Genomic DNA, 1,580 nt, shown 5'->3' with positions numbered 1-1,580 from the left:
GAGCATCAAACTTAAATTGAAGAGTTTGATCATGGCTCAGATTGAACGCTGGCGGCAGGCCTAACACATGCAAGTCGAACGGTAACAGGAAGCAGCTTGCTGCTTTGCTGACGAGTGGCGGACGGGTGAGTAATGTCTGGGAAACTGCCCGATGGAGGGGGATAACTACTGGAAACGGTAGCTAATACCGCATAATGTCGCAAGACCAAAGAGGGGGACCTTCGGGCCTCTTGCCATCGGATGTGCCCAGATGGGATTAGCTTGTTGGTGAGGTAACGGCTCACCAAGGCGACGATCCCTAGCTGGTCTGAGAGGATGACCAGCCACACTGGAACTGAGACACGGTCCAGACTCCTACGGGAGGCAGCAGTGGGGAATATTGCACAATGGGCGCAAGCCTGATGCAGCCATGCCGCGTGTATGAAGAAGGCCTTCGGGTTGTAAAGTACTTTCAGCGGGGAGGAAGGGGTTAAGGTTAATAACCTTAGCCATTGACGTTACCCGCAGAAGAAGCACCGGCTAACTCCGTGCCAGCAGCCGCGGTAATACGGAGGGTGCAAGCGTTAATCGGAATTACTGGGCGTAAAGCGCACGCAGGCGGTCTGTCAAGTCGGATGTGAAATCCCCGGGCTCAACCTGGGAACTGCATTCGAAACTGGCAGGCTTGAGTCTCGTAGAGGGGGGTAGAATTCCAGGTGTAGCGGTGAAATGCGTAGAGATCTGGAGGAATACCGGTGGCGAAGGCGGCCCCCTGGACGAAGACTGACGCTCAGGTGCGAAAGCGTGGGGAGCAAACAGGATTAGATACCCTGGTAGTCCACGCCGTAAACGATGTCTATTTGGAGGTTGTGCCCTTGAGGCGTGGCTTCCGGAGCTAACGCGTTAAATAGACCGCCTGGGGAGTACGGCCGCAAGGTTAAAACTCAAATGAATTGACGGGGGCCCGCACAAGCGGTGGAGCATGTGGTTTAATTCGATGCAACGCGAAGAACCTTACCTGGTCTTGACATCCACAGAACTTGGCAGAGATGCCTTGGTGCCTTCGGGAACTGTGAGACAGGTGCTGCATGGCTGTCGTCAGCTCGTGTTGTGAAATGTTGGGTTAAGTCCCGCAACGAGCGCAACCCTTATCCTTTGTTGCCAGCGGTCCGGCCGGGAACTCAAAGGAGACTGCCAGTGATAAACTGGAGGAAGGTGGGGATGACGTCAAGTCATCATGGCCCTTACGACCAGGGCTACACACGTGCTACAATGGCATATACAAAGAGAAGCGACCTCGCGAGAGCAAGCGGACCTCATAAAGTATGTCGTAGTCCGGATTGGAGTCTGCAACTCGACTCCATGAAGTCGGAATCGCTAGTAATCGTGGATCAGAATGCCACGGTGAATACGTTCCCGGGCCTTGTACACACCGCCCGTCACACCATGGGAGTGGGTTGCAAAAGAAGTAGGTAGCTTAACCTTCGGGAGGGCGCTTACCACTTTGTGATTCATGACTGGGGTGAAGTCGTAACAAGGTAACCGTAGGGGAACCTGCGGTTGGATCACCTCCTTACCTTAAAGAACCTGCCTTTGTAGTG

The 1,580-nt window shown here is 54.1% G+C and carries 1 rRNA gene; it reads left to right on the top strand.

Annotated elements, in window-relative coordinates:
• Positions 1-13: 13 nt before the first annotated feature.
• A 16S ribosomal RNA gene (locus tag OGW13_RS00765) occupies positions 14-1,555 on the top strand.
• Positions 1,556-1,580 lie beyond the last annotated feature (25 nt).

This window comes from Citrobacter sp. Ca225 (assembly GCF_030337175.1).
GTDB lineage: Bacteria > Pseudomonadota > Gammaproteobacteria > Enterobacterales > Enterobacteriaceae > Citrobacter_A > Citrobacter_A amalonaticus.
The sequence above is the reverse complement of the archived record's forward strand: the minus strand, read 5'-3'. Positions and strand labels throughout refer to the sequence as shown.